9 protein-coding genes and 1 pseudogene are annotated in these 21,958 nt (G+C 64.9%); all 10 read right to left on the bottom strand.

All coding sequences use genetic code 11. The annotated features are described in order from the left end of the window. Window positions 1–481, bottom strand: a pseudogene (locus EBS11_RS23980) (sel1 repeat family protein); the annotation flags it as partial. Window positions 482–483: 2 nt separating this feature from the next. Then, window positions 484–2,541 carry a phospholipase D-like domain-containing protein gene (locus EBS11_RS23985; RefSeq protein WP_290607196.1) on the bottom strand — a complete coding sequence of 686 codons (2,058 nt, stop codon included), beginning with the start codon at window positions 2,539–2,541 and terminating at the stop codon, window positions 484–486. A gap of 25 nt (window positions 2,542–2,566) precedes the next feature. Next, the gene (gene tssI, locus EBS11_RS23990; protein WP_290607198.1) at window positions 2,567–5,383 is read right to left on the bottom strand and encodes a type VI secretion system tip protein TssI/VgrG; all 2,817 of its coding nucleotides are present in this window, start codon (window positions 5,381–5,383) and stop codon (window positions 2,567–2,569) included. Between the two features lie 98 nt (window positions 5,384–5,481). Beyond that, window positions 5,482–7,638: a S46 family peptidase gene (locus EBS11_RS23995; RefSeq protein ID WP_365956094.1), complete on the bottom strand. Its 2,157-nt coding sequence runs from the start codon at window positions 7,636–7,638 to the stop codon at window positions 5,482–5,484. 88 nt (window positions 7,639–7,726) lie between these two features. Beyond that, on the bottom strand, window positions 7,727–9,856 hold the full coding sequence (locus EBS11_RS24000) for a PAS domain S-box protein (RefSeq protein WP_290607202.1): 2,130 nt from the start codon (window positions 9,854–9,856) through the stop codon (window positions 7,727–7,729). Beyond that, window positions 9,853–12,447, bottom strand: coding sequence for a chemotaxis protein CheB (locus EBS11_RS24005; RefSeq protein ID WP_290607204.1), 2,595 nt, complete (start codon window positions 12,445–12,447; stop codon window positions 9,853–9,855). Before EBS11_RS24005 ends, EBS11_RS24000 begins: the two co-directional genes overlap by 4 nt. Window positions 12,448–12,574: 127 nt before the next feature. After that, a complete protein-coding gene (locus EBS11_RS24010) occupies window positions 12,575–14,005 on the bottom strand; it encodes an efflux transporter outer membrane subunit (RefSeq protein WP_290607206.1) in 1,431 nt (476 codons plus the stop codon). Beyond that, the gene (locus EBS11_RS24015; protein WP_290607208.1) at window positions 14,002–17,202 is read right to left on the bottom strand and encodes an efflux RND transporter permease subunit; all 3,201 of its coding nucleotides are present in this window, start codon (window positions 17,200–17,202) and stop codon (window positions 14,002–14,004) included. Before EBS11_RS24015 ends, EBS11_RS24010 begins: the two co-directional genes overlap by 4 nt. After that, window positions 17,199–20,321 (bottom strand): efflux RND transporter permease subunit, encoded by a 3,123-nt coding sequence (locus EBS11_RS24020; RefSeq protein WP_290607210.1) that lies wholly within the window; start codon window positions 20,319–20,321, stop codon window positions 17,199–17,201. The genes EBS11_RS24015 and EBS11_RS24020 overlap by 4 nt, the downstream gene beginning before the upstream one ends. Beyond that, window positions 20,318–21,706 (bottom strand): efflux RND transporter periplasmic adaptor subunit, encoded by a 1,389-nt coding sequence (locus tag EBS11_RS24025; protein ID WP_290607211.1) that lies wholly within the window; start codon window positions 21,704–21,706, stop codon window positions 20,318–20,320. Before EBS11_RS24025 ends, EBS11_RS24020 begins: the two co-directional genes overlap by 4 nt. Window positions 21,707–21,958: the final 252 nt, after the last annotated feature.

Below are 21,958 nucleotides of genomic sequence, written 5' to 3' on the forward strand. Positions count from 1 at the left end.
AATCGCCTGCCACGCCCGTACCGTTCGCATAATATGTTCCCATCCGGTCATACGCCGCCGGTATGCCCAGCAGCATCGCCTTCTCCACCAGTTGCACCGCCTCCTCAATACCATGTGACGGATCGCGCCCTTCCACATACAGGCTGGCCAGATTGAGCATCGCCTTCCAGTGCAATCGCTCCGCTGCCTGACGCGTCAAATCGACGATTTTTTTGTAATCGCGGTCTTCCACAAAAATTTCAGGATCTTCCAGGGCGCGCGCTGCGAGAAACCAGTCCTCGGCCTGCGCATCGATGAGAGGCACCTTGCTTGCCTCGATTTCACAGATAAAATCCGTGACATGCGGATTGAAAAGGGGCAGGCTTTGGTTGCGTGGCAAGACTTTGTCGTTAGGCATTTTGCAGGCGATTAGAGAAATAAAGAGAAGAACTGCCAACACAACAAATGGCAGGCGGGAAAAACCGGTATCGTTTTTACTCATAATCACCCCAGACGTATGGTGGAGCTGCGTTTGTCTTCCAGCGGCAGCAGGAAACCAGTCATTTTCTTTAAAAGTGCATCTTCAGATTTATCCCATTTTTTCTTGCGATTTTCGCCCATCAACTCCACCCACTTCCGATAAGCACCCACAATCTCCGCCTTCGTCCCGCCCCCACCATCGACCAGCCCGCCGCTATGCATGCGCCACACCCGCTTGCGCAGCTCCCGCGCCACGCGATAATCGTCGGTGGCAATATTGATTTCGCTGTCGACGGCCATGCTGCGCTGGTTCAGGTTGGCGCTGCCCAAGGTCATGAACACGTCGTCAACCAGCATCAATTTGGAATGGATATAGATTTCACGGTAGCGCCAGCGATCGTTGTCGAACGCGCTGACATTGAGCATGGCTACCGAGACCTTCAGCCCGAATTCGCTCTCGAGCGCCATCACGCCGGGTTTGTTGATGCCGTTGGAATGCTGCACCACGTCGGGCAACTCGACTGCCACCTCGGCGGAAATGCCGAATCCCGCCCTGACAAGCCGGGTTTTCGGCGCCTTGTTGTAGTCGTCGATCATCTCGTTTTGCCCCGTCATGCCAGCGTGCTGTCCCAGCGCCGCCAGCGTGTCGTGGGTGCGCGGCACCATCTGCGCCCGTTCCGGCACCGGAATGACGATGAACACGTGCATGACCGGCATATCACGCATGGTCTTGCCCGCCTTGGCACTGCCGGCCTTCCAGGCAGCGACCACCTTTTGGCGCTCGGCCAGCAAATGCCGGGCCCATTCTTCATACTGGAAATACTGGTTTTCCACATACAGGTAGCCGGCCGCCAGGCTGGCCTGGGTCACGGCGCGAAAGTAGGTTTCCTTGATGGTCTTGTCTTGCTCCTCGGGCTGCGTCAGGACGATCTGCACGGTGGAGTCGCCCGGTTCGGCCTTGCGTAACAGCCGCGCCGGTGGGCTGCCATGGGGCAACTCGCGGCTCACGCTGGCAGTGGACGCCGCATGCGTGCGATCGCCGGCCGCGCGATCCCATGCCTTCACGAAATTGTTGTAGAGCGCGATGAGCGCGCGGCCGCCGTCGATGCGGCAGACATAATCCTGATACGGTTTCAGCGTGGCGTATCCGCCATCTGCGGCCATGCCTTGCAAACACTCGCGCCGCTCGTTGACGCCGCCCTGTTCGCGCCGCATATCGTCGAGCAGATGGGCCGTCGTGTCCCAATAATCGGTCACGGAGTTCAGTCCCATCACGTAACCGACGGCCTTCGCCCCTTCTTCGTGGTCGAAATCGATCAGGACCGGTTTCTGGTGATGCGTGCCCAGATATTGCATGCCGGGCTTTTCGATTTCCCCCATCGTCAAGCCGTGTGGCCGGTTGATTTCGGTCGCGATACTCTTGCTGATTGCCGCGCTGTCGCCGTGCCGCAAGCGTATCTCCAGACCGCCAAACAAGCCCTTGAATGCGGCCGCATACCAGCTGTGACAATATTCTTCACGCGCCATTTTCGGAATATCCTCGGGCCGGACGTACTCGCCCGAATAACCGTGGCCTGCAAGCGGTTTCTTTTTTTGGACCGCCTCCTGCAACATCGCCAGGCTGGCCTTTGCGCCGATATCGTCGGCGCGCTGTCCACCGATTTTCCATGGCGAGGTGCCGTGTGTATGACCCGGCATATTGTGCACCATCGGTGAACCGATCCGGTCATGCCAGACCAGCAGGCGCACCCTGACGTGACGCCGTGCGGCGGCGATCAGCAAGTCGCCAAACGTGTCGCCCCGCGGCCAGGTGGCGCTGTTGCCGCGCACCAGTTCCATGCCCGGATCGAAACCCCAGCAGCACAGGTCGATAGACTTTTCCGCCCTGGCGATCTCGCCGGCGATGTCGGCGAACCCTTCCTGTCCGCAAATGAACAGCGTCAGCTTGTTGTTATGCGTAATCGGGTGGCTGGCCTTGCCTTTCAAGTTGCGGTTTTCCAGCAGCCACTGAAGCGAACTGGTCGCGCTGCGGCCGACCTCGTCGATGTGCGTGGTTTCGATGCGGCTGGTCGGTTCCGGCATGGCGCTCTCCCGTCAGTGTCGTGAATCATTGCATCCAGCGGCCATCGGCGGTGTCGTCGAACGCACGCACACCGCGGTTCGACAACGTCTGTTCGCCGTCCGCCGCAGCGCAGGCATCGAAGCACGCGCTAGCCTGCAAGGCAAACTCCTCGCCATTGCCCAGGACGACACGGTAGCGCGGCGTGCCATCCTCGTGCGCGATCAGGATGCGGCCGAAGTCGTCGGTCAAGCCGCGTTCGACTTCCGCGTCCCCCTTGTACAGCGTGTACGGCACCTGCGCGTAGTGACCGCCATCCGCATGGGCCTGTATCGTATGCTGCAATTGCCCCGCTACCGGCGCAATGGGCGGCTCCATCTCGGGTTGCGGCCGGTTCTTGGGCGCCAGCGTTTCCAGGTTTCCATGAAACAGCGTCGGCGACGACGTGAAAAACTGCACCTTGTCGCCAATTTCGAGCATGCAGTCGGCGCCATGCAGGCGCACGCCTTTGCGGCCGCGAATATGCACCCAGTCGGCCTGGCTGATCAGCTCCAGCACCTTGTTGGCGACGATTTCGACCGCATCGGTTTGCGCCGCGATGTGCACCATGCCGGAGGCGGCGATCAGTTTCATGCCGGCCTTGTGCACGAAGAGGCGCAGCGCCGCGCCGATGCTGGCGAACAGGCCGCCACCTGCCGCCAGCGACAGGTCGCGCCCGGTCGTCAGCGCGGTGTGCTCGGCGCTGGCGATGTGCGTCGATTGCGCGGTCGTCGTTTCGATGCCGGCCGGACTGGCCAGCACCAGATGCGGCTTTGACAATTCCGGAAACACGTCTGCGCTGCCGCCAGCGGCGCCCTGGATGGCGGCATGCTGGGCTGTCAGCACATCGGCGGCGGCAGCCTGCTGGGCGGCGCTTTCCTGCGCGCCGTGATGCTGCGCCAGGGCGGCGAGCGCCTTGTGCCGCTCGGCAGCCTCGGCCAGCCGGCGCACCGTTTCATCCATGCTCTTGATATGCGAAGCGGCGCCAGGGCGCGCTTCGGTGGTCAGCAACATGCCGCGGCCGGCGCGCGCCACGCCCCAGGCGTCGGACGCCAGTTCCCAGCCCTCGCCACGCGAATCCTTGCGCCCGCTGGCGTCTTCGATGCGGCTGATGCAGCCGAGCGACAACTGGCTGTGCTGATGATCGCTTTTCAGTTGCGCCTGGATGCGCTGGTGCGTGTCGTCGAGCACCAGCTGGTTGCCACGCACGCCGTAGCCGCCGCCAGGCATCAGTTCGGCGCTGCGCCAGCCGCCCAGCATGCATTGCCCCGGCAGATTCCACGGCGGCGCATGGTTGCCGTTGTACACCGCGCCGACAATGACGGGACGGTCGATATTGCCGTCCAAAAATTGGATCAGCACTTCCTGGCCGATGCGCGGCAACGCGATCTGGCCGAAGGTCTGGCCCGCCCATGGCGTCATGACCCTGATCCATGGCGAACTGCCCGCGTCGAACTTGCCCAGTCGGTCCCAGTGGAATTGCACCTTCACCCGGCCCAGCGCGTCGGTATGGATGGTTTCGCCTGCCGGCCCGGTGACAATCGCGGTCTGCACGCCAGGCAACTTACACGGCGTGCTGTTGAACTGCCGCCCCGGATACCAGCGGATGCTCTTGCGGATGCAGCTGAAACGGTTTTCATAATGCGACTTCGCGCCCGTCCCTGCCTGGTAATTATTAGTGGCGACATGATCGACCGACAGTATCAGGTATTCGCGCGAGCGGATATCCGGGCGCGCCGCCTCGCCTCTGGCCGGCATGGATGGCTCGCCGCTGAAGTGGCCACCCAGCGTGAAACTGCGCCCAGCCTGGGCGCCGCGGTGATTGCCGCCAGCGTCGAAGTATTGCGCCTGGCAGTTATGCTCCTCCAGGCGGCGTTGCGCCAGCGCTTCGCCGTCGCCCATGTCGGCATAGCCATAGCCGGTGTCCTGATACAGTTCATGGGCAAACACGTCGCCCTGCTGGTGCAGCGCATGGCCGCTGGCGCGGCTGACATGGGGCTGCTTGTAGTTGAAGCTGGCCAGCGTGAGCGAGCCTGAAGCGAGCTTGCGTATGGCCTGCCAATCACGTATGCCGTCGCACTCCAGCGAGCCCGCGCCGCTGCGAAACACCATCTCGCCGGCTTCGCCGGCCTGGCCATCGCCTGCGTCGATGCTGTCGGTCAGCCAGGTATTGTCGCCCAGGCAAAGCGTGTGACCGTCCGCGCGATGTTCATACCAGTAATGGATGCCCTGTTCTTCCCAGCGCCGGTGCAGATGGTTGTAATCGGTTTCATTGTGCTGGTTGGCGCAAGTTAATATCGCCTTTTCCTCATGCAGGCGGTTTTGCCAGTCGCGCTGCACATAATGCTCGAAGGTCGTTTCGCTGATGTCGATGACCGTGCGTCCGTGGAACGAGACGTTGTCCATGCGCAGTCTGGAAAACGCCAGCCAGGGTTGCAGCACCATCTGGTAGAAGGCGAAACCGCCATCGCTGCGCAACAGGCGAAATTCGCCGACATAACCATTAAAGTGGCGCAAGCTGCCATCATCGCGCACCATCGAAATCGTGACCATGCGTCCCATCATCGCTGTCAGGGGCACGTGGAGATTGTCGGACAGCAGTTCGGCGTCGAAGCGAAAGTCGCGTGACATTGCCTCGTGCGCCCGCAAGCTGTTGACCAGCAGCGCCGTATCGGGCGGACCATCGTCGTGCGGAAAATCCATGCGCAGCAAGCGGCTGTCCTGGACTCGGCTGTCCGCTCCGAACAGGCGCACCAGGTCGGCTGCCAGCTTGCCATCATCCATATTGCCTCCTTCGGACTTGTCTCCCTCGTCCATGCTAACCATGGGGCACGCCGGCATATTGATGGAACACAAACTAGTTGCTCATACGTAAAAAAGCCGCATCGGCCCTGGGGCGGATGCGGCTGGTTTAGCGTTGAAACTTACTTCTTCGCGGCTTTCACAGGCTTCGGATACTTGATGGTCATTTCCTGCAGCAGGTTGTCCGCGTGGTCCACTTCCTTCATCACCCACAGCATGTAGCGGATGTCGAGGTGGATGGCGCGCGTGATGGCCGTGTCGAAGTACCAGTCCTTGGTGATCGATTCATACGTCGAATCGAAGTTCAGGCCGATCAGTTCGCCGCGCTTGTTCATCACGGCCGAGCCGGAATTGCCGCCCGTGGTGTCGGCGCTGGTGAGGAAGTTGACGGGCACGGTGCCCAGCGCCGGGTCGCGGAACTGGCCGTAGCGTTTTTCCTTGACGGCGTCGATCAAGCCTTGCGGCGCTTCGAACGGGGCCTTGCCCGTGACTTTCTCGACGATGCCTTCCACGGTCGTGAACGGCCCCTTGGTGATGCCGTCGCGCGGCGAGTACGGCGAGACGGTGCCGTAGGTCACGCGCAGGGTCGAGTTGGCGTCAGGATACACCGGCTTGCCTTGCGATTTCTTCCAGGCAATCACGGCTTGCATGTATTGCGGGATCACGCGCTCCAGGTTGCCGTCGATTTCCTTGCGGCGCTCTTCCAGCGCCAGTTCCACGGGCTGCAGCTTGACGGCCAGTTGCATGAAGGCATCGTCGGACTGGGTAACGGCGGCCTGGTCCTTTTCCAGCCAGGCCAGGCGCTTGGCCGTGTCGGCCAGCTGGGTCTGCTGGTACAGGGCCGCCACGGCGGCGGGTGCCGGCAGCAGCGCGTCCAGGCCTTGCGGATGGGTCTTGGCCGCCAGCTGGGCGTAGCGCTTCAGGCCCGCTTCGAAGCGCGCCTGGTCGACCTTGTTCACGTAGGACTGCTCCAGGCGCGCGAGGCGGGCCTTGATGAAGGCCAGGTCGCGCTGCTGGAAGCCCGATTCGCGCTCGGCGTCCGGCTTCTGGCGCTCCTGCGACAGGCGGTAGACGGTGCGCGCGCTTTTCAGCAAGTCGCTGTTGGTGGCTACCGTCCAGGCGAACTCTTCTTCGCTGAGGGCCATGTCGGTGGCGATCGCCGCGTCCAGTTCGGCCAGCAGGGTCGGCGACACGTTCGGCTGTTTCGCGTACCAGGCGCGGAATTCGGCGTCCTGCACGTCCTTGATGGCGGCGATGTCCTTGCGGGCAAAACCGTCGAGCAAGCCCTGGGTTTTCTTCAGCACGTTATTGATGCTTTTCACCACGCTGGCATAGCGCACGGCTGCGGCCGCGTCGCCCTGCGTGGCGTCGGCCATCACGGCCAGGTCCGCTTGCAGTTCCGCCACTTTCAGGGGGAAGCCCGTATCGCGCGCGAAGCGGATTTCCGCCGGCAGCTTGTAGCGGCTGGTGCGGCCGGGGTAGCCCGCCAGCAGGATGCCGTCGCCGGCCTTCAAGCCTTCGGCCGAGACCACCAGGAAATCTTTCGATTTGTAGGGCACGTTGTCCGGCGACGGATCGGCCGGACGGCCATCCTTGCCCACGTAGGCGCGCAGGAAGGAATAGTCGCCCGTGTGGCGCGGCCATTCGTAGTTGTCGATGTCGCCGCCGAAGTTGCCGATCTTGTCCGATGGCGCGTACACGAGGCGCACGTCGCGTATCATCATCTGGCGGATGCGGTAGTACTCGAGGCCGCGGTGGAAGGCGGGCACGGAGCAGCGGTACATCTTGTCCGTCTCGCATTCGGCGATCAGGTCCTTGACGCGCTTTTCCACGGCTTCGTGGCGTGCGCGGCCCGTCATGTCGGCCGTCAAGCCTTTCAGGACGCGGTCGCTGACATTTTCCACCTTGTCCGTCACATACACGAGGCTGTTCGGACCGCCCGGCAGCTCGCTAGCACGAGTCTTGGCCAGGAAGCCGTTGGTGATGTAATTGTGTTCCGGCGTGGAATTGCGCTGCACGGCGCCGTAGGCGCAATGGTGGTTCGTCACCACCAGGCCCGCGTCGGAGACGAAGGCGGCCGAGCAGCCGCCCAGCGACACGATGGCGCTCATCGGGTGCTTGCTCAGGTCAGCCAGTTTCTCTGCAGGAATTTCGATGCCGACCCGTTTCAGTTCGGCTTTCAGCTGTGGCAGCTGGTGCGGTTGCCACTGCCCTTCGTCGGCGTGTGCGCCGGCGAACGCGCCCATCAAGGCGACTGGTAGTACGATTGTCTTGAACAAGATATGCCCCTCCATAAAAAGCAGGCGAAAGTATAGCCTGTCCAGACCGCCTGGGTCGGCAAAAAATTATCCTGGTGCAATCTGCGCGTCAGGCGGGCGGACGCGCCGCGCCCGGCAGGGGGATGTGCAGGGCCAGGCGGCAGCCGCTGCCCGACGCCGGCACCCCCACCTCGAAGTGCCCGCCCAGCGCCGTCACCCGTTCGGCAATGCCGATCAGGCCAAAGCACTGTTTCTTGCGCTGCTGCAAGGGCGTGATGCCGATGCCGTCGTCACTGATGGACAGGTACACGGCGCAGGCGTCCGAGCTCAGCTCGATCGCGACCGCGCTGGCCTGGGCATGGCGCATGACGTTGCTGAGCGCTTCCTGCACGATGCGGAACAGCACGATCTCGACCTGGCTGCCGATGGCGGCGAACAGCGCCTCGTCGCGTATCAGCAGGTGGCAGGTCACGCCGCTGCGCTTGCGGAAGTCGCCCGCCTGCCACTCGACGGCGGCCTGCAGGCCCAGGTCCAGCGCCATCGGACGCAGCTCGTTCATGATGCCGCGCACGCTCTTGATGGTGGTGTCGACGTTGCTGAGCACGGCGCCGACCCGTCGGTGCAGGCGCGGATGGGAACCTTCCGTGCGGGCGCTGAGCATGGAGATGTCGATGCGCAGCGCCAGCAGGTTTTGTCCCAGCTCATCGTGGATATCGCGCGAAATGCGCTTGCGCTCGTCTTCCTTGGCCGTTTCCAGGTGCAGCGCCAGCTGGCGCAGCTGGGCATGCGACTGGCGCAGGGCGCCGTCCATCAGCTTGCGTTCGGTGATATCCGTGTGCGCCACCACCACCCGCAGCGGCCCGTCGCCCAGAAAACGGCTGACCCGGGCCTGCGACCAGCGCGGCCCGGCGCGCGTGGCGAATTCATATTCGAGGGCAAACACATCGGCACTGCCGGCTATCACGGCGCGGATGCCGGCAGCCAGCTCGCGCCCGGCACTGCGCTGCCAGCGCGGATCGGTATCGCAGAATTCCAGGTAGTGCAGCGGCCTGGGCGTCTGGCCGACGAAGGCCAGGCAAGCCTGGTTGGCATGCACCAGGTCGCCCGCCTGGTCCAGCACCAGCACGCGGTCCGTCAGCGAATCGATGGTGGCATGAAAGAAACGCTCGGCGTCGCGCAGGGCTTCCTGCGCCCGTTCGCGCTGCTGCACTTCCAGCTGCAGGTGTTCATTGGTGCGCAGCAGCTCGGCCGTGCGGTCGATGACGCGCTGGTCCAGTTCGCGGTGCAGCTCGCGCAGGGCCGCCTCGGCCAGCTTGCGCTCCGTGATGTCGGAAAACACGCCGACAAAATGGCTGATGCTGCCGTCGGGCGCGCGCATGGGCGTGATGGACAGCGATTCGACGAAGCGCTCGCCATTCTTGCGCCGGTTCACCAGTTCGCCATACCAGCTGCCATCCTGGTGCAGGCTGCGCCACATGGCCGCATAGAACTGCGGCAAATGCGTGCCGCCGCCGAGGAAGGACGGGTCGCGGCCGATGGCCTCTTCCGCCTGGTAGCCCGTGATGGCCGTGAAGGCGGGATTGACGGAGATGATGCGGTTGCCGCTGTCGGTCACCAGCACGCCTTCGCGGATGGTATCGAGGATGACAAAGGCGCGCCGCAAGGCCGATTCGCGCGCGTGCTCGTCGCCCAGGTCCGTCACCAGCATGCGCACCGTGCTGCCGCCGGCATCGAAATTGGCCTCGATGCGCACCATGCCGCCCGTGCCGTCCGCCTCGCCCTCGAACAGCTGCGCTTCGAGCACCTGCCGCGCGCCGCTGGCGAAGACGGCGTCGAGGAAGCGGCGGAAACCGCCCTGCGCCTGGGGCGCGATGAACTGCTCGAAGCGCCGTCCCAGCAGCCGGCTCTTTTCGCGCCGCAGCAAGCCGCAGGCGGCCTCGTTGGCGCGCGTGATGACGCCTTCGCGCGCCAGCGAGAAGTAGCTGACGGGCGCCTGCTCGTACAACTGCGCATACCGGTCGCGGCTGCTTTCAAATTCACTCTTCAGCTGTTCCAGCTCGGCCAGGGCCGCATTCTGCATTTCCAGCTCGATCTGGCTCACCTGCAATTCATGCAGCTGGCGCATCACCTCTTCATTCGACAGCGGCGGCGGTACGGGCTGGCCCTGCTGTTTCGCCAATTGCTCGGCCTGCTCTCTGAGCCCGGCCGGCGTGCTGCCACCGTCGAATGGTTCGTTCATGACACGCTCTCGCCCGTCGTGCCGCCGGCCGCGGCGCCGGACTGCATCTGGCGCAGCTGGACTTCCAGCAGCTTCGATTCCGTGATGTTGATGAAAGTGACCACCACGCCGTCGATGACGTTTTCAATGGTGCGGTAGGGCATGATGCGCACATTGTACCAGCGCCCCGTCTTGGTCTGTACCTGCCGCTCGCAGAACACAAGGCTGCGGATGACTTCCAGCGCATCGCCTTCCAGGCCCGGATAATCGAGGTCGTTGACGATGTCGCTGAGCGGACGGCGCAAGTCCGTCTGGATCAGCTTGTAGATTTGCGTGGCCGGCGCCGTGAAGCGGCGGATGCGCAAGTCGCTGTCGAGGAAGATGGTGGCGATATCCGTACTATTGAGCAGATTCTTCATGTCGCTATTGACCAGCGACAAATCATCGACCTTCGACTGCAGCTCCGCATTGACCGTGTACAGCTCTTCGTTGAGCGACTGCATCTCTTCCTTCGAGGTGGTCAGCTCCTCGTTCGTCGATTGCAGTTCCTCATTGGTCGACTGCAACTCCTCGTTGGCCGATTTCAGCTCCTCGCGCGACGTCTGCATTTCGTCGCGCACGGCCTGGATTTCATTGCGCGCCTGCGCCAGCTGCTGTTCCAGTTCCAGCACCTTGGGATTGGGCGAGCGGCCGCGCCGCGTCTCTGCCACCAGGGGTGCGCTGGAAAACGTCACCAGGACCATGCCGCGCAGGGATTCGGGCTGGCTCACCGCTTCGGCGCTCAAGTCCACGCCCAGCGACTGCCCCAGGTGGTCCTTGACGACCAGGCCCTTCAGGCGCATCACGCTCTCGCTGTGCAGCGCCTGCTTGATGAGGTCGGCCAGCTCGTAGCGCAGGCCTTCGCGCGCCATGGCGTGGATATTCCAGTTGGCCTTGCCGGCCGCCGGTTCCAGGAAGGCGCCCGTGCGGCCATTGATGTACAGGATGTCGCCATCCTGGTTCAGCAGCGCGGCCGCCGGGGTATATTTTTGGAGCAATAATTGCTCGACATGGGATTGGATCTTTCCAGTCATGCTGACTTCTCTCGGGTCGCTCGGTGCCGGGGGCGATGCCGCCGATACCTTGGTGGGAAAATAAGTGGGCAGGCGCTGGCGCGCCAGATTGTCGAGGCGGCGATACAGCCGGGTCGACGTGGTCAGCGGTGAAAACAGCTCGGAAAAATGGCCGGGCGTATCGGCGCTGCCCAGCAGCAAAACCCCGTCGCGGTTCAAGGCGTAATGAAACAGGGGAATCAGGCGCTGCTGCAGCTTGGCATTGAGATAGATCAACAGGTTGCGGCAGCACAAGATGTCGAGCTTGGTGAACGGCGGGTCCGAAATGATGTTTTGCTGGGCAAAGATGATCATGTTGCGGATCTCTTTCTTGATATGGAAATCATTCTTTTCCAGCAAGAAAAAGCGCTGCAGGCGCTCGGCGGACACGTCGCTGCTGATCGTCTGCGGAAAGCGTCCCTGGCGCGCGCGGTCGATGGCGTCGGCCGACAGGTCGGTGGCGAAAATCTGCAGGCTGTACTTCGACGGCGGATTGATGCCGGCCACCACTTCATGGAAGACCATGGCCAGCGAATAGGCTTCCTCGCCCGTGGAACAGGCCGGTATCCAGGCCTTGAAGGCCCGTCCATCCGGGTGGGACGCCAGCATTTGCGGCAACACCACCATCTTCAGGTATTCCCATACCTTCTGGTCGCGGAAAAAGCTCGTCACGCCGATCAGCAGTTCCTTGAACAGCAAGTCGATTTCCGCCGGATTGCTGCGCAGGTAGGGAACGTACTCTTCCATCGCCCCCATCTGATACAAGCTCATGCGCCGCTCGATGCGGCGCAGCACCGTGTTGATCTTGTAATCCGTGAAGCTGTTGCCCGTGTGCTCGGACAACAGGGCGACGATTTCCTGCAGCGAGTTGCGCCCGTTCGGCTCGTGACCCGGCAGGCTGAGGAAACTGCTGCGGAACAGATAGCTGATGATCTTGTCCGGCATCTTGTCGGGGTAATCGACGAGGTCCACCACTTCGGCGGAAATGGCGCTTTGCGGCATCATGTCGAACTTGGCCGTATCGGGATGCTGCGCCAGGGTCAGGCCGCCCGCGTGCTTGATCGCCTGCAAGCCGCGCGTGCCGTCGCTGCCCATGCCGGAAAAAATCACGCCGACGGCCAGCTCGCCCAGCGCGGCCGCCAGACTCTCGAAAAACGTATTGATGGGCAGGCGGTGCCCGCGCTGCTGCACCGGTTCGCTCAGCACGAAACGCCCGTTCGTCAGGCCCAGGTCCGCATTCGACGGGATCACGTAGATATGGTTCGGGCGCAATTCCGCGTGGTGCGTGATTTCCGTGACGGGGATGCTGGTGGCGCGCTGCAGCAGTTCCGGCAGCATGGCCTTCTGCGTGGGGTCCAGGTGCTGGATCACCACGTAGGCGATGCCGCTTTCCTGCGGGACATTGGCGAGGAAGGCGACGATGGGATCGAGCCCGCCGGCGGAAGCGCCGATGGCCACCACGGGGAAAACGATGGTGGCCACCTCGGGAACGGAAGTAGTGCTGTGTTTGCTGCGCGTCATCGTCGGCAAGATAGCAGCCACGGCAAGACCGTCAGGCTGGGAATTGATAATCTTGCATTCTAGCACTCAAGATGCGCAGCAAAACGCGAATTTGGCGCAGCGCTTTTGCCTGCGCCAGGCGGTCCCGTTACTGCGCCTGCGGCGCGTGCCAGCCGCCGCCCAGCGCCTGGATCAGCGCCACGGCCGTCGTCTGGCGGTCCGCCTGGGCCTGCACCAGCGAGCGGCGCGCCGACAGGGCCGTCACCTGCGCCGTCACCACGTCCGTGTAGCCGACCTGGCCCGCGTTGTAGCGGTTCAGCATCTGCTGCTCGACCTGGTCGGCGGCCGACGAAGCCTGCTTGCGCAGCTCCAGCTGCTCGGCCAGCGCGCGCGTGGCCGACAGCTGGTCTTCCACGGCGCCAAAGGCGGACAGCACCGTCTGGCGGTAGCGCGCCACGGCCGCCTCGTGTCCCGCCTTGGCCGCATCCACGCTGGCCGTGGTGGCGCCCGCGTTGAACAGGGTCTGCGCGGCCGACACGCCCAGGGACCACAGGCTCGACGATGCATTGAACAGGTCGCCCACCTTGCTGGCCCCGCCCCCGTAGGACCCCGTCAGGTTCAGGCTCGGGTAGTAGGCGGACCGGGCGATGCCGATCTGCTCGTTGGCCACGGCCACGCGGCGTTCGGCGGCGGCGATGTCGGGACGGCGCTGCAGCAGGGTCGACGGCACGCCCAGCGGCACCTCGGGCACGGTCAGGGTCCACGGCGCCACGGCCAGGCTGAAGTCGGACGGCGCCTTGCCCAGCAGGATGGCGATGGCATGTTCCAGCTGGGCCCGCGAACGCACCTGGCTGGACAGGTCGATCTGCGCATTGGCCAGCTGCGTCTGCGCCTGCAGCACGTCGGACTTGGCGGCGATGCCGGAATTGAAGCGGTTGCTGGTGATGTCGAGCACGCGCTTGTAGCCGTCGATGGTGGCATTGAGCAGCGCGATCTGCGCATCGCTCTGGCGCAGCGAAAAGTAATTCGTCGCCAGTTCGCCCTGCGCCGACAGGCGCGCGGCAGCGAGATCGGCCGCGCTGGCCGCCGCACTGGCGTCCGCGCCCGTCACGCCGGCGCGCAGCTTGCCCCACACGTCCGGTTCCCACGACGCGCCGATGGCGGCCCGGTAGTTGTTGCCCGTCTGCTGCTCGCCCCCGCCGCCCGAGCGCGTGCCGCTGCCCGTCAGGTTCACGGTGGGGAACAGCGAGGCGCGCTGTTCGCGCACCAGCGCGCGCGCCTGCTCGTACGAGGCGATGGCTTCGGCCACGTTCTGATTCGATACTTCGATGCCTTCGGCCAGCTGGTTCAGCTGCGCGTCGCCGAACAGGGTCCACCATGGCCCCCGCTCCAGGGTGTCGGCCGGCGCGGCAGGCTGCCAGCCGGCCGCTTCCTTGAACGTCTGCGGCGCGGCGGTCGCCGGCACTTCATAGGCGGGGCTGACGGCGCAGCCGGCCAGCAGGAGGAAAGCGGAGGCCGCAGCCAGTGCCAGCACATGGCGTGCCGGCGCGTTCGATACGATAGGTTTTACTTGCTTCATGATTGTGTGCTCGGGTTATCTGGCCCAGGAATGCGGCTCAATTGCTGCTCGTCGGCGCTGCGCGTGCGCAGCTTGTCGAGCAGGATATAGACCACCGGGGTGGTCAGCAATGTGAGTAACTGGCTGGCAATCAGGCCGCCGATGATGGCGACCCCCAGGGGCTGGCGTAGCTCGGACCCCTCGCCGAAACCGATCGCCAGCGGCAAGGCGCCAAGCGCCGCCGCGACGGTGGTCATCAGGATGGGGCGGAAACGCAGCAGACAGGCCTCGCGCACCGCTTCCACCGCTGTCAGGCCGCGCGAACGCTCGGCCTCCAGCGCGAAGTCGATGATCAATATAGCATTTTTCTTGACGATACCGATCAACAGGAACACGCCGATCAGGGCGATGATGGAAAACTCCATGCGGAACATGAGCAGGGCCAGCACGGCACCCACGCCCGCCGAGGGCAAGGTCGACAGCACGGTGACGGGATGCACCAGGCTTTCGTACAGGATGCCCAGCACGATGTAGATCACCACGATGGCCGCCAGGATCAGCAGCGGCTGCTCCTTGTTGCTGTCCTGCGCGCTCTTCGCCGTGCCCTGGAAGCTGCCGCGCACGTTCACGGGCATGCCGATTTCCGCTTCCGCCTGGGCCACGGCCGCCTGGCCGTCGCCCAGGGTGTAGCCGTCGGACAGGTTGAACGACACGGTCGTCGCCAGTTCGCCGCCCTGGTGGTTGATGGACGTCGCCGTCGAGCTTTCGGCAAAGCTGCTGAACGACGACAGCGGCACCATGGTGGTCAATGTCGTGGCCAGCGCATTGCCGCTGGACGGGTCGCGCGCGGCCGTGATGTTGGCCACCGTGGCCGACGCCGTGGCGGCCGTGGCCGGCACGTACACGGAGCGCAGCGCTTCCGGGCTTTGCGCATAGCGGGGCGCCACTTCCATGATCACGTGATACTGGTTCAGCTCATCGTAGATGGTCGCCACCTGGCGCTGGCCGAAGCTGTTGTACAGCGCATTGTCGATGTCGCGCACCTGCACGCCCAGCTGCGTGGCGCGGTCCTTGTCGATGGAAACAAAGGTTTCCACGCCGTTTTCCGCCTGGTCCGTGTCGACGTCGATCAGGGCCGGCTGCGCCTTCATCTGCTCGGCCAGTTTCGCCGCCCATTTCTTCAGGTCGGCCTGGTTGTCGCTGATCAGGGTGTACTGGTAGGTCGAATTGCTGGAACGCCCGCCCATGCGCAAATCCTGCACGGGGTTGAGGAACAGCGAGATGCCCGTCACCTTGGCCAGTTGCGGGCGCAGGCGGGCGATCACGGCCTGGCCCTTGTCCGTGCGCTGCGAGGCCGGCTTCAGGTCGATGAACATGAAGCCGCCCCCTGCCCTGCCGCCGCCCGTGAATCCCACGACGGTGGCGACGGCGGGATCGTCCTTGATGATGTTGACCAGCTCGCGCAGCTTACCCTGCATGGCCTGGAAGGAGATGCTCTGGTCGGCGCGCATGCCGCCGTTGATCTGGCCCGTGTCCTGCTGCGGGAAGAAGCCCTTCGGCGCGGCGGCGAACAGGTACACGTTCAGGCCGACGACGAAGACGAGGATGGTCATCACCAGCGCGGCGCTGGACAGGGCCCAGTCCAGGCAGTGCTCGTAGACTTTCAGCATGCGCTCGAAACCGCGCTCGAACCAGCGCGCTACGGCGCCGGGCTGCTTGTGCGGCGCACCGCTTTTCAGCAGCCAGGCGCACATCATCGGCGTGGTGGTGAGCGAAATGACGAGCGAAATCATCACCGCGGCCGACAGGGTCACGGCAAACTCGCGGAACAGGCGTCCCACCTGGCCGCCCATGAACAGCAGCGGGATGAAGACGGCCACCAGCGACAGGCTGATCGACAGCACGGTAAAGCCCACTTCGCGCGCGCCCAGCAGGGCCGCCTTGAAGCGGTCCATGCCGGCCTCGATGTGGCGCTGCGTGTTTTCCAGCACCACGATGGCATCATCGACGACAAAGCCGGTGGCCACCGTGAGCGCCATCAAGGAAAGGTTATTCAGCGAAAAGCCCAGCATGTACATCACGCCGAAGGTGCCCAGCAGCGAGACGACGGTGGCGACGGCGGGGATGATGGTGGCGCGCACGCTGCGCAGGAAGGCGCTGACCACCAGCACGACGAGCGCGATGGAGATGAGCAAGGTGAATTCGATCTCGTGCAGCGAGGCGCGAATGGAATTGGTGCTGTCGGACGCCACCTGCAGCTTGATGTCGCCCGGCAGCTGCGCCTGCAGTTCGGGCAGCAGCGCGCGCACGCCGTCCACCGTGGCGATGACGTTGGCGCCGGGCTGGCGCGTGATCAGCACGATGACGGCCGGGTCGCCATTGAACAGGCCCAGGGTATTCGTGTTTTCCACGCCGTCGACCACTTCGGCGACGTCGTCGAGGCGGATGGCGGCGCCATCGCGCCAGGCCACCACCAGGCTGCGGTAGTCGGCCGCGCTGCGCCCACCGGACGCCGTGCTGGCGCCCGAGTAGATCTGCAGGCTGCGCTCGTCGCCGGAAATCGCCCCCTTGGGGCGGTTGGCATTCGTCGCCTGGATGGCCGCGCGCACGTCGTCCATCGAGACGGCATAGTGATTGAGCTGGTACGGCAGCAGTTCCACGCGCACGGCCGGCAGCGAGCCGCCGCCCAGTTCCACGTCGCCCACGCCCTTCACCTGCGCCACCTTCTGCTGCACCAGGTTCGAGACGGCGTCGTAGATCTGGCCCGGCGTGCGCGTCTTCGACGTCAGCGCCAGGATGATTACGGGCGCGTCGGACGGATTGGCCTTGCGGTAGGTCGGGTTGCTGCGCAGGGTGGCCGGCAGGTCCACGCGCGAGGCGGCGATGGCCGCCTGCACTTCGCGCGCGGCCGAATCGATCTTGCGGTTCAGGTCAAACTGCAGGTTGATGCGCGCCGAGCCCGTACTGGACGACGAGGTCATCTCGTTCACCCCGGAGATGACGCCGAGGCGCCGCTCCAGCGGCGTGGCCACGGAGGTGGCCATGGTTTCCGGGCTGGCGCCGGGCAGGCTGGCGCTGACGGAAATGGTCGGATAATCGACCTGCGGCAGCGGCGAGACGGGCAGCACGAAAAAGGCGCCGATGCCCGCCAGCGCGATGCCGATGGTCAGCAGCACGGTGGCGATGGGCCGCTTGACGAACGGTTCGGACAGGTTCACGCGGCGCTCCCCGTGCTGTCGGCCGGCTTGTCCAGGTTCACCGTGCTGCCCGTCTTGCTGCCGAAACGGCGGCCCAGGCGGTCGAAGCCCAGGTAGATGACGGGCGTGGTGAACAGGGTCAGCACCTGGCTGACGATCAGGCCGCCGAAGATGGCCAGACCCAGCGGACGGCGCAGCTCGGCGCCCTCGCCCCAGCCCAGCATCAGCGGCACGGCCGCGAACAGGGCCGCCAGGGTCGTCATCAGGATGGGACGGAAGCGCAGCAGCGCCGCCTGGTGGATGGCTTCCTGCGGGCTTTTCCCTTCGTCGCGCTCGGCCTCGATGGCGAAGTCGATCATCATGATGGCGTTCTTCTTGACGATGCCGATCAGGAGGATGATGCCGATGATGCCGATGACGCCCAGGTCCTGCCCGGACACCATCAGCGCCAGCAGCGCGCCCACGCCGGCCGACGGCAGGGTCGACAGGATCGTCAGCGGGTGGATGTAGCTTTCGTACAGCACGCCCAGCACGATGTAGACGCAGACGACGGCGGCGAGGATCAGCCACAGCTGGTTCGACAGCGAGTTTTCATACGCGCCAGCCGCGCCCAGGAAGGTCAATGTCACCGAGGCGGGCATGGCGATGTCCTTCGCCGCCTGGCGGATGGCATCGACGGCGCTGCCCAGGGCCACGCCTTGCGTCGTGTCAAAGCCCAGCGTCGTGGCCGGGTACTGCGCCACGTGCGTGATCTGCAGCGGCGCCTGTTTTTCGCTGACGCTGGCAAACGCCGACAGCGGCGTCGACTTGCCCGAGCCCGTGCGCACCTGCAGGTCCGACAGGTCGGACGGCGTGGTGACGATGCCGGGCTGCGCCTCGAGGATGACGCGGTACTGGTTGGTCTCCGTGAAAATCGTCGAGATGATGCGCTGGCCGAAGGCGTTGTACAGCGCGTCGTCGACGGTGGCCGTGGTGACGGACATACGCGCGGCGCTGTCGCGGTCGATGGCCACGCTGACGGCGGCGCCCGTGGCGCCCGCGTCCGTGACGACGTTGCGCAGCTGCGATTTCTCGCGCATGCGGGCGGCCAGCTTGCCGGCCCACTCGGTGACGGTGGCCGTGTCGGCCCCTTCGAGCGACACGCGGTACTGCGTCGGCCCCGATTCCGCATCGATGGTCAGGTCCTGCGTCGGCTGCAGGTACAGGGTCACGCCGGCCACCTTGGCCACGCGGCCCCGCAGGCGCTCCATGATGTCATCCTGGCTGTCGCTGCGCGAACGCTTGAGATTGATCAGCATGCTACCCGTGTGCAGCATGGTATTGTTGGCCGCATCCACGCCGACCAGGGAACTGAGGGTATCGACGTCGGGGTCCGCCAGCAGCGCGTTGGCCGCCGCCTGCTGCAGGGCGGCCATGCGTTCGTACGACACGGCTTGCGAGGTTTCGATGCGCGCCTGCAGCTGGCCCGTATCCTGCGTGGGGAACAGGCCTTTCGGAATCGTGATGTACAGGATCACGGTGAGCACCAGGGTGGCCAGGGCCACCAGCAGGGTCAAGCCCTGGCGCTTGAGCACCCACACCAGCGCGTGGTCGTACTGCACGATGACCTTGTCGAAGAAGGCCTGGATGCGCCGGCCCGTGGCGCTGACCTTTTCATCGGCGTGGCTTTTCAGCCAGCGCGCCGACATCATCGGCACCAGCGTCAGCGAGACGACGGCGGAAATCAGGATGGTGATGGCCAGGGTCATGGCAAATTCGCGGAACAACCGGCCCACCACGTCGCCCATGAACAGCAGGGGAATCAGCACGGCGATCAGCGACACCGTCAGCGAGATGATGGTAAAGCCGATCTGCGAGGCGCCCTTCAGGGCGGCGGCCATCGGCGTCTCGCCCTCCTCGATGTAGCGGGCGATGTTTTCGATCATGACGATGGCGTCATCGACGACGAAGCCGGTGGCGATCGTCAGCGCCATCAGGGACAGGTTGTTCAGGCTGTAGCCGAGCAAATACATGACGCCGCAGGCGCCGATCAGCGAGATCGGCACGGACAGGCTGGCGATCACGGTGGCGCGCAGGCTGTGCAGGAAGGCGAAGATCACCAGCACCACCAGCAGCACGGACAGCAGCAGTTCCATTTCCACATGCTCGACGGAGGCGCGGATGCCCGTCGTGCGGTCGCTCAGCACGTCGAGCTTCATGGCCGCCGGCAGGCTGGCCTGCAGGTCGGGCAGCAGGGCCTTGATGGCGTCCACCGTCTTGATGACGTTGGCGCCGGGCTGGCGCTGCACGTTCAGGATGATGGCCGGCTGCTTGCCGGACCAGGCGCCCAGGCGCGTGTTTTCCGCGCTGTCGACGACGTTGGCCACGTCGGACAGGCGCACGGGCGCGCCATTCTTATACGTGATGATCAAGCGCTTGTAGTCTTCCGCCGTCACCAGCTGGTCGTTGGCGTTGATGGTAAACGAACGCGTGGGGCCGTCGAAGCTGCCCTTGGCGCTGTTCACGTTGGCCGCCGTGATGGCCGTGCGCAGGCTGTCGAGGCCCAGGCCGTACGATGCCAGCAGCTTGGTGTCGCCCTGGATGCGCACGGCGGGACGCTGGCCGCCGGACAGCGACACGAGGCCCACGCCGTTGACCTGGCTGATCTTCAGCGCCAGGCGCGTGTTGACGATGTTCTGCACCTGCGTCAGCGGCATGGTGTCCGAGGTAATCGCCAGGGTCAGCACGGGCGCGTCGGCCGGGTTGATCTTCGCGTACACGGGCGGCGCCGGCAAGTCGGTGGGCAGCAGCGAGCCGCCCGCGTTGATGGCGGCCTGCACTTCCTGCTCGGCCACGTCCAGGGTCTGGCCCAGGGTGAACTGCAGGGTGATGATGGACACGCCGGCGGCGCTGGTGGAACTCATGCGCTGCAAGCCCGACATCTGGCCGAACTGGCGCTCCAGGGGCGCCGTGACCGTCTGCCCCATCACTTCGGGGCTGGCGCCCGGATACAGCGTCTGCACCTGGATGGTGGGGAAGTCCACCTGCGGCAATGCGGCCAGCGGCAGGAACTTGAAGCCGACCAGCCCCGCCAGCACGATGGCCAGCATCAGCAGCGCCGTGGCGACGGGGCGCTTGATGAACGGAGTCGATGGACTCATTGCGCTGCGCCCTTCGCCGGAGCGGCCGCCGGAGCGCTGGCTGGCGAGGCAGCCGATGCGGAAGCGGCAGCCGATGCGCCGGCCGCGCCGTCAGCCTGCTGGCGGCGGTGGCGGCGTTCGCCGTTCGCGCCGGCTGCAGCGCCGCCCGCGCCATGCGCGCCGGCCGGCTTGTCGCCCGCCAGCATGACTTTCGAGCCTTCCTTCAGGCGGTCGGCGCCTTCCGTGATGACTTGCTCGCCCGCTTCCAGGCCGGCGCGGATTTCCACCATGTCGGTGGTGGCCTGGCCCCGCGTGACCATGCGCACGGTGACGGTCTTGTCCGCCTTCAGCACGTAGACGAAGTCGCCGTTGTTGCTGTGGCGCAAAGCCGTCACGGGCACCATCACGGCGCCCGTGATATTGCCCAGTTCCAGGCGCACGTTGACGAACTGGCTGGGGAACAGCGCCATCTTGTCATTCGCGTAGCGGGCCTTGGCGCGCACGGTGCCCGTCTGCACGTCGACCTGGTTGTCCAGCGCCGTCAGGCTGCCCTTGTCCAGGGTGTGCGTGCGCGTGCGGTCCAGCGCCAGCGCGGCCAGGGGCGAACCGGACGCCAGGCGTTCCTGCACCGTCTGCACCTTGTCCTGCGGCACGGCAAACTCCACGTCGATGGGCGAGAGCTGCGTCACCACCACCACGCCGCCCGTGTCGCTGGTGCTCACCAGGTTGCCGATGTCGACCACTTTCAGGCCGGCGCGGCCGCTGATGGGCGAGACGACCTTGGTGTAGCCCAGGTTCAGCTTGGCCGTGCCTTCGGCGGCGCGGTCCGTCAACACCGTGCCTTCGAGCTGCTTCACCAGCGCCGCCTGCGTGTCGACGTCCTGGCGCGCGATGGAATCCTGGCCCAGCAGGGTCTGGTAGCGCTTCAGGGTCAGGCGCGCGTTTTCCAGCTGCGCCTCGTCCCGCTGGCGCTGGCCCGTGGCCTGCATCAGCGCCATCTCGAACTGCGCCGGGTCGATCAGGGCCACCACCTGGCCCGCCTTGACCATGCCGCCTTCCTTGAACTTCAATTCCTTCAAAATGCCCGACACCTGCGGGCGCACCGTCACGGTGGAGGCGGCCGTCACCGTGCCCAGCGCGTCGAGCACCACGGGCAGGTCGGACTTGACGGCCGTGGCCACGCCGACGGTGGTCGATGGCGCGCCGCGGCGTCCGCCCGGGCCGCCTGGCCCGCCAGGACCGCCGGGACCACCCCCGCCGGCCGCGCCCTGCGCGCTGGTGCCCGAATGGGTCAGATACCAGGCGCCACCGCCCAGCGCGGCCATCACTGCCAGCGCGATGACGCTGCCGACGATCTTCGAACGGCGGCTGCGCCGCGGGGTATTGGGTGCTGTCTGCGAATCCATCGCTTATCCTTGTAGTGGCCGCTGGCACGGCGAGTCTGTGGCGCCGGCCGAGGTGGGACACACTCAGGCCGGACGACCGTTTTTCGGGGTTATGTATCAAGCCGCAGGAAATCAAGAGCTGAAAATCAGCTGAAAAAACATCGTTTCCTAGCGTGAAACGACTCTAGCATAGTCATGTTTCTGTTTCATTTCCATTTGAAACAATTGCCCGGGCGCCCGCAGGCGACGGCCGGCAGCCGGCGGGCGCCGCGG

The sequence above is a fragment of the Janthinobacterium sp. genome, from assembly GCF_009923995.1.
GTDB lineage: Bacteria > Pseudomonadota > Gammaproteobacteria > Burkholderiales > Burkholderiaceae_D > Janthinobacterium.

Excerpts from the sequence above, each read along its gene's own strand:
- EBS11_RS24000 (WP_290607202.1), bottom strand. The coding sequence starts at position 9,856 with ATGAACGAACCATTCGACGGTGGCAGCACGCCGGCCGGGCTCAGAGAG.
- EBS11_RS24010 (WP_290607206.1), bottom strand. The coding sequence starts at position 14,005 with ATGAAGCAAGTAAAACCTATCGTATCGAACGCGCCGGCACGCCATGTG.
- EBS11_RS24005 (WP_290607204.1), bottom strand. The coding sequence starts at position 12,447 with ATGACGCGCAGCAAACACAGCACTACTTCCGTTCCCGAGGTGGCCACC.
- EBS11_RS24020 (WP_290607210.1), bottom strand. The coding sequence starts at position 20,321 with ATGAGTCCATCGACTCCGTTCATCAAGCGCCCCGTCGCCACGGCGCTG.
- EBS11_RS24025 (WP_290607211.1), bottom strand. The coding sequence starts at position 21,706 with ATGGATTCGCAGACAGCACCCAATACCCCGCGGCGCAGCCGCCGTTCG.
- tssI (WP_290607198.1), bottom strand. The coding sequence starts at position 5,383 with ATGGTTAGCATGGACGAGGGAGACAAGTCCGAAGGAGGCAATATGGAT.
- EBS11_RS23985 (WP_290607196.1), bottom strand. The coding sequence starts at position 2,541 with ATGCCGGAACCGACCAGCCGCATCGAAACCACGCACATCGACGAGGTC.